Annotated in this window: 2 protein-coding genes and 1 pseudogene; all 3 read left to right on the top strand. The window is 70.1% G+C overall.

What is annotated here, in order from left to right; all coding sequences use genetic code 11:
• Positions 1 to 232, top strand: a pseudogene (locus ACTIR_RS27555) (hypothetical protein); the annotation flags it as partial.
• A gap of 310 nt (positions 233 to 542) precedes the next feature.
• Positions 543 to 1,793 (top strand): ABC transporter substrate-binding protein, encoded by a 1,251-nt coding sequence (locus ACTIR_RS0115295; protein ID WP_026454935.1) that lies wholly within the window; start codon positions 543 to 545, stop codon positions 1,791 to 1,793.
• 15 nt (positions 1,794 to 1,808) lie between these two features.
• Positions 1,809 to 2,786, top strand: a complete 978-nt coding sequence (locus ACTIR_RS0115300; protein ID WP_026454936.1) for a carbohydrate ABC transporter permease — start codon at positions 1,809 to 1,811, stop codon at positions 2,784 to 2,786.
• Positions 2,787 to 2,847: the final 61 nt, after the last annotated feature.

Below are 2,847 nucleotides of genomic sequence, written 5' to 3' on the forward strand. Positions count from 1 at the left end.
GGCGAGACCGGGCGCCTGTACCGGCGCACGGACGCCGCGGAGCGGGCCGGGGGGGGGGCGGGACACCGCCGCCGAGGCGGAGTTGCGGTCGATCGGGTTCCTGCTGCTGGAACTCGGGTTCACCGTCGCCGAGGAGGGCGGCGTCGACTGCGCCGAGGTGGAGCGCACGATCGCGCGCGCCTACGGCCTGCCCGGCTACGCCGACCCGGCCCCGGCCGCGGTCCCCGGCTGACACATGGTGAGAGCGCTCCCAAATCGATGCCGCCGACCGGCGTGCGGGCCGGTGCGAATGGAACGGCGGTTTCGGTAACAACCAGGTCATAAGCCGCTGACCTCCCATTGACACCCGCACGGGTGAGACGGCACTCTGCTCGCCATCGCTGGGAGCGCTCCCAAAGCTCCCGGTCTCGTGGCAGCCGACCCAATGAGGGGTTACCGTGCGACACTCACCGCAGCACCAGCCGAGACACGAGCATCTGTCCCACCAACCACCGCAGAGTCCCCCCGGACGTCCCCGGCGTGGCCTGCGCCGGACCCTCGCCGTGACCTCGGCCGCCGCCCTGGCCGCCGTGACGGCGGCCTGCGGGGGAGGCGGGGCCGACGACGGCACGATCGAACTCAGCGTCGCCACGTTCGGCGAGTTCGGGTACGAGGAGCTCTACGCCGAGTACGAGCGCCAGAACCCGGACGTGCGGATCGTGCCCCGCAAGACCGGCCAGGGTGGTCCGTACCACCAGGCCCTGTTCACCAAGCTCGGCGGCAACTCCGGCCTGGAGGACGTCGTGGCCGTGGAGGAGGGCTACATGGCCGACGTGCTGGACGCCTCCCAGCGCTTCCACGACCTGACCGAGATCGGCCCGGACGGGGTGGGCCCGGAGCGCTGGCTGGACTGGAAGTACGACGGTGGCGTCGACTCCGACGGCAGGCTGATCGGCTACGGCACCGACATCGGCCCGCTGGCGATGTGCTACCGCAGGGATCTCTTCGCCGAGGCCGGGTTGCCCTCGGACCCGGAGGAGGTCAAGCCGCTGTTCGAGACCTGGGACAGCTACTTCGAGGCGGGCGACGAGTTCCTGGCCGGCTCGGACGGCGTCGCCTGGTTCGATTCCGCGGCGCAGATCTTCAACGCCATGCACAACCAGCTCGAGGTCGGCTACTTCGACGAGGACAACACCCTCACGGTCGGCTCCAACCCGGGCATCCGGGAGAACTGGGACCGGGTGACCGCGGCCGTGCAGCGGGGACAGTCGGCCGGACTGGTCGCGATGAGCAACGAGTGGAACAGCGGGTTCCAGGAGTCCGCCTTCGCCACGAAGACCTGTCCCGCCTGGATGCTCGGCATCATCGAGGGCCAGGCGGGCGACCAGCACGCGGGTGACTGGGCGGTCACCGACGCCTTCCCCGGCGGGGGCGGCAACTGGGGCGGCTCCTACCTGGCCGTGCCCACCCAGACCGAACACCCCGAGGAAGCGGCGAAGCTCGCCGCGTGGCTGACCGCGCCGGAACAGCAGATCACCGCCTTCGAGGCCAGCGGTGCCTTCCCGAGTCAGGTGGAGGCGCTGGACGCACCGGAGCTGACCTCGACCACCGACGAGTACTTCGGTGGGGCACCGACCGGGGAGCTGTTCGCCGCCCAGGCCCGCAAGGTCGACCACGCCCAGTACAAGGGCCCCGGCGACGGGCAGATCCAGGAGAACGCGGCCACGACCGCGCTGCAGACCGTCGAACAGGGCGCCACTCCCGAACAGGCCTGGCGCCGGTTCGTCGACTCCGCCGAACGCATCGCGCGCTGACCGGGGAGAACGCGAATGAGTGCGGTGGAGACCACGACGGCGCCCGAGGGGACCTCCTCCCCCTCGGGCCCGTCGTGGCGCGACCGGTTGAACCGGGCGGACGTGCGCTGGTCGCCGTACCTGTACGTCGCGCCGTTCTTCGTGATCTTCGGCATCGTGGGCCTGTTCCCGCTGCTGTACACGGCGTACGTGTCGCTGTTCGAGCGGGGACTGATCGACGACAGCCCCACCTTCGTCGGCCTGGAGAACTACGCGCTGCTGCTCGGCGACGGCCAGTTCTGGAAGACGCTGGTCAACACGCTGAGCATCTTCGTGCTCTCCAGCGGGCCGCAGATCGTCACGGCGGTGCTGCTGGCCGCGCTGCTGAACACCGGGCTGCGGTTCTCCACCGGGTGGCGGGTCGGCGTGCTGATGCCGTACGTGGCCAGCCTGGTGGCGCTGGGCATCATCTTCGCCAACCTGTTCGGCCCGGACTACGGACTGGTCAACGGCATCCTGGAGACCCTGGGCCTGGACCGGATCGACTGGCAGGCCGACCGGTTCTCCAGCCACGTCGCGATCGCGATCATGGTGAACTGGCGCTGGACCGGGTACAACGCGCTGATCGTGCTCGCCGCGATGCAGGCCATCCCGAAGGAGATCTACGAGGCCGCGATCGTGGACGGTGCCGGGGCGGTGCGCCGGTTCGTCACCGTCACACTGCCGATGCTGCGCCCCACGCTGATCTTCGTGGTGATCACCTCGACGATCGGCGGGCTGCAGATCTTCACCGAGCCGAAGCTGTTCGACGCCCTGCCGGGGTCGAACAACGGCGGCTCCACCCACCAGTTCCAGACGATCACGCTGTACATGTACCAGACCGCGTTCGAACGCGGGGACCTCGGCTACGCCTCGGCCGTCGCCTGGGTGCTGTTCCTGCTGATCATCGTGTTCGCGCTGGTCAACTTCCTGCTCACCAGGAGGCTCGCGAGTTCGGGGGAGGAGGACCGATGAGCGTGTTCCCGCTCGCCCGGCCCGGCGGCGGGCGCCGCCGGCGTCCCGGCCCCGTCGGCGC

Origin of the sequence: Saccharomonospora iraqiensis subsp. iraqiensis, assembly GCF_000430445.1 — a bacterium.
Lineage (GTDB): Bacteria > Actinomycetota > Actinomycetes > Mycobacteriales > Pseudonocardiaceae > Saccharomonospora > Saccharomonospora iraqiensis.

What these genes read in the sequence shown, in the direction of transcription:
- ACTIR_RS0115300 (WP_026454936.1), top strand. Translation starts at nt 1,809, where the DNA reads ATGAGTGCGGTGGAGACCACGACGGCGCCCGAGGGGACCTCCTCCCCC.